Genomic DNA, 3,607 nt, shown 5'->3' with positions numbered 1-3,607 from the left:
CTTCCGGCTCGCGGGGGCGGACCACCGCGGACGTACGGCTCAGAAGGCGTACGGCGGCTTGCCCGTCCACCAGTTGCCGGGCGCGTCCGGGTCGCGGCTGGTCCAGAACTCGACGATCGCGTTGGTGAACTCGGCCGCGGAGAGCACGCCGTCGCCGTCGGTGTCGAGGTGGCGGAAGGCCTCGTCGGCGTCGTCGCGGGACAGGCCGGCGAAGTGGCCGCGCTGGAAGACGAAGAACTCGCCGGCGTCCACCGTCCCGCTGCGGTCGGCGTCGGCGACGGAGAGGAAGGCCCCGGCGAGCGCGCCGAGGATCTCCTGGGCGGCCTCCGGGTCGTCGGCGAGCGAGCCGGTCGAGGCGACGAACTGCTGCCGGGTGATCGCCTCGGTGCCGGCGGGCAGCCGGGCGAGGTGCAGGTCGTGCCAGGTCGTCAGGTAGGCCCGGACTATCACGGCCTCCGCCTCGGAGCCCTCCTGGTGGCCGAGCGAGCGGGCCACCGAGAGGCCCATCAGGACGTGGTCCCGCTCGGTGAGCAGCCCGTCGCCGTCGGCGTCGAGGTGATCGAAGCCGTGATTGATCTTTGCGATGAGCAGGTCGTCCGACAAAAGTGCCCCCTCGATTGGTGATTCCTTGCCCGGGTCTCCTACGTCACATCGCCTGCACGCTAGCGCCTCGAACCGGACCGGCGCAGCCGAACGACCTGCTGCTTCACCCGCCGGGCCTCGATGATCATCGGTCACCTCAGTGCACCGCCGCCAGCAGTTCCCTCGTGTACTCGGTGTGCGGCGCCTCGAACAGTTGGTCCCGGTCGGTGGACTCGACCAGCCGTCCCCGGTGCATCACCGCCACCCGGTCGCAGAAGTGCCGGACCACCGCGAGGTCGTGGGAGACGAACAGGAAGGCGACACCGAGCCGTTCGCGCAGCTCCATCAGCAGGTTGAGCACCTGGGCCTGCACCGACACGTCGAGCGCGGAGACCGGCTCGTCGGCGATGATCAGGCGCGGCTGCGGGGCCAGCGCGCGGGCGATGCCGATCCGCTGGCGCTGCCCGCCGGAGAACTCGTGCGGGTAGCGGTCCAGGTGCCGGGCCTCCAGGCCGACCTGCTCCAGCAACTCGGCGGAGCGCTCCCGCCGTTCGGCCTGGTCCAGCGGGGTGTGCAGGCGCAGCGGGGTGTCCAGGGTCTGGGCGACGGTCCGGCGCGGGTTGAGCGAGGCGTACGGGTCCTGGAAGACCAGCTGGATCTCCCGGCTGAGCCGCTTCCGCAGCTCCCGGTCCGGCCGGGTGACGTCCTGGCCGTCGTACAGCACCCTGCCGCCGGTGGGGCGTTGCAGCCCGGCCAGGACCCGTGAGGTGGTGGACTTGCCGGAGCCGGACTCGCCGACCAGCCCGAGCGTCTCGCCGGGCGCGATCCGCAGACCGACGCCCTCGACCGCCCGGACCGGTTCGGCCCGCAGGCCGGGGAAGCGCCGGCGTCCGGGGAAGCGCACGGACAGGTCGTCCACCTCGACCAGCCACCGCTCGGGGCGCTCGACGGTCCGCGGCCGGAACGTCCGCGACGGGGCCGGCTCGTCGACCGTCGGCAGGGCGGTGCCCGGCACCGAGTCCAGCCGGAGCGCCGCGCCCACCAGCGCCCGGGTGTACGGCTCGCGCGGTGCGGCCAGCAGTTCGGCGGTCGGCGCGGACTCGACCTCGACCCCGCCGCGCAGCACCAGCGTGCGGTCCGTCGTCCCGGCGACCACGCCCAGGTCGTGGCTGACCAGCAGCACCGCCGTCCCGTGCTCGCGCTGCAACTCGCCGAGCAGGTCGAGGACCTGCCGCTGGACGCGGGCGTCCAGGGCGGTGGTCGGCTCGTCCGCGATGAGCAGCCGGGGGTCGTTCATCAGCGCCATCGCGATCATCACGCGCTGGCGCATGCCGCCGGAGAACTGGTGCGGGTAGTCGCGCGTCCGGGCCGTCGGGATGCCGACCCGGTCGAGCATCTCGGCCGCCCGCCGGCCCGCCTCGGCCCGGCCCGTGCCGGGGTGGTGCAGCCGGTACATCTCGGCGAGCTGGGCGCCCACGCCGTGGAAGGGGCTGAGCGAGGTGAGCGCGTCCTGGAAGACCAGCGCCGCCTTTCCGCCCCGCACCCCGCGCAGCGCGGACTCCTCGGTGCCGACGACCTCCTGCCCGTCGAGCCGGATCGAGCCGGTGACGGTGGTGGTGCGCGGGTCGTGCAGGCCGAGGACGGCGAGCCCGACGGTCGACTTGCCGGAGCCGGACTCGCCGACCAGGCCCAGGACTTCACCCGGGGCGAGGTCGAAGGAGAGGCCCTGGACGGCGGTCACCGGCGCACCGCCGCGCGGGTCGGCGAAGGAGACGGTCAGATCGCGGACGCTCAGCACCGGCTCGACGGTCTCCGCCGCCGTGCTCTCCACCTCTGCGGTCCGCATGCCGGCCCCCGGAACAGTGGAATTCATCGAAGGGCTCCCCATCAGTTCAGCCGGACACGCGGGTCGAGCCAGGCGACCGCGAGGTCGGCCAGCGCGACGAACAGCACCATGAAGCAGGCGGCCAGCAGCACCGCGCCGACCACGGCGGGCAGGTCCTGCCCGGCGACGGCCTCGGCGGCGAACCGCCCGACCCCGTTCAGCCCGAACACCGTCTCGGTGATCACGGCTCCGCCGAGCAGCACCCCGGCCTCCAGCCCGATCAGCTGCACCAGCGGTCCGGCGGCGCCGCGCGAGGTGTACTTGAGGTGGGCGCGCAGCCGTCCCAGGCCCTTGCCGCGGGCCGTGCGGACGTACTCCTCGTTCATCGTCTCCAGCAGCTGCGAGCGCGAAAGCCGGGCGAACACCGCGGAGTTGACGAAGCCGAGGACGAACCAGGGGAGCAGCATCCCGCCCGCCCAGGCGGCCAGGTCGTCGGCCGGCGGGGTGTAGGAGGGCAGCGGCAGCAGCCCGGTGGAGTAGACCAGCAGCCACTGCGCGACGTACCCGAGGAAGTAGATCTGCAGGCTGGCGCCGACCAGGGTGAAGCCGGACAGCAGCCGGTCGGTCCGCCGCCCGTGCCGCAGCGCGGAGACGAACCCGGTGCCGAGGCCGAACACCAGCAGGACGGCGAGCGCCCCGGCGGTCAGCGAGAGGGTGACCGGCAGGTGGTCGGCGAGGGCCTCGCTGACCGGCTGGTGCAGCCGGTAGGAGTAGCCGAGGCAGGGGGCGTCGCAGTGGATGGTCGAGCCGTCCACGTCGCCGATGTCCCGCCCGGCGACGACCCCGGCCAGGTAGTCGGTGTACTGGGTGAGCAGCGGCTGGTCCAGGCCCATGCTCTGGCGCACCGCCGCGACCTGCCCGCTGTCGCAGCGCGGGCCGCAGGCGGCGCGGGCCGGGTCGGCGGGCGCGGCGTAGAAGAGGGCGAAGGCGGCGGCGGAGACCGCGACCAGGACCGCGAGGGCCTGGGCGGTCCGCCGCAGGACGAAGGAGAGCATGGCCGATCCGGGGTCGACGTGACGGGGGGAGGCGTGCGAAACGGACGTGTGCGGGACTGAGGCGGAACCGGGGGCCGGAGCCGGAGAGACAGGACCGGGAGCCGGAACCGGAACCGGTGGCGGAACCGGGGCCCGCCCCCGCCAC

The 3,607-nt window shown here is 73.8% G+C and carries 3 protein-coding genes; all 3 read right to left on the bottom strand.

Annotated features, from left to right (window positions below; all coding sequences use genetic code 11):
• Positions 1-39: 39 nt before the first annotated feature.
• On the bottom strand, positions 40-603 hold the full coding sequence (locus ACFRQN_RS40195) for an EF-hand domain-containing protein (RefSeq protein WP_049649817.1): 564 nt from the start codon (positions 601-603) through the stop codon (positions 40-42).
• Positions 604-739: 136 nt separating this feature from the next.
• Complete coding sequence (locus tag ACFRQN_RS40190) at positions 740-2,428, bottom strand: dipeptide ABC transporter ATP-binding protein (RefSeq protein WP_380745603.1); 1,689 nt, start codon at positions 2,426-2,428, stop codon at positions 740-742.
• A gap of 41 nt (positions 2,429-2,469) precedes the next feature.
• Positions 2,470-3,462 carry an ABC transporter permease gene (locus ACFRQN_RS40185; protein WP_049649815.1) on the bottom strand — a complete coding sequence of 331 codons (993 nt, stop codon included), beginning with the start codon at positions 3,460-3,462 and terminating at the stop codon, positions 2,470-2,472.
• Between the last annotated feature and the right edge of the window lie 145 nt (positions 3,463-3,607).

It is taken from the genome of Kitasatospora sp. NPDC056800, from assembly GCF_042789775.1.
Taxonomy (GTDB): Bacteria; Actinomycetota; Actinomycetes; order Streptomycetales; family Streptomycetaceae; genus Kitasatospora.
Note: the sequence above shows the minus strand (reverse complement) of the source record. Positions and strands in the feature narration are given on the sequence as shown.

Bases quoted from the DNA above. Each gene is read 5' to 3' on its own strand.
- ACFRQN_RS40190 (WP_380745603.1), bottom strand. From the start codon at position 2,428: ATGCGGACCGCAGAGGTGGAGAGCACGGCGGCGGAGACCGTCGAGCCG.
- ACFRQN_RS40185 (WP_049649815.1), bottom strand. From the start codon at position 3,462: ATGCTCTCCTTCGTCCTGCGGCGGACCGCCCAGGCCCTCGCGGTCCTG.